This window comes from Actinacidiphila epipremni (genome assembly GCF_012034175.1).
In the GTDB taxonomy this organism is placed as follows: domain Bacteria; phylum Actinomycetota; class Actinomycetes; order Streptomycetales; family Streptomycetaceae; genus Actinacidiphila; species Actinacidiphila epipremni.
The window spans coordinates 1-352 of sequence record NZ_JAATEJ010000093.1 but is presented as its reverse complement, the minus strand read 5'-3'; the positions used below and the strand labels follow the sequence as shown (position 1 = coordinate 352).

Here is a 352-nt window from a genome sequence, read left to right as displayed (position 1 = left end):
TCAGCCCGTGGATGGTCGGCCGGATCGGGAACACCGCCGACGCCGACAACTTCTACAACGTCGCCACCGTCCCCGACCTGGCCGAGTGCGCGGCGCACGGCATCGACTACCAGCCGTGCGTGCTGCCCGGCGCGGTCACGCTGCGCCAGCGCGCCCACGGCGACTTCATGTGGCGGCAGTTCTACAACATGTGCCGCGCCGGCGTGCAGGGCATCTACATCTCCATGTTCGACGAGTACAACGAAGGCAACCAGATCGCCAAGACCGCCGAATCCCAGGCATGGGTCCCCACCAACTCCGGCTTCCTCGCCCTCGACGAGGACGGCACCGCCTGCTCCTCCGACTACTACCT

1 pseudogene is annotated in these 352 nt (G+C 67.0%); it reads left to right on the top strand.

Annotation, left to right across the window (positions count from 1 at the left end):
- A pseudogene (locus HCN08_RS34600) lies at positions 1 to 352 on the top strand (discoidin domain-containing protein); the annotation flags it as partial.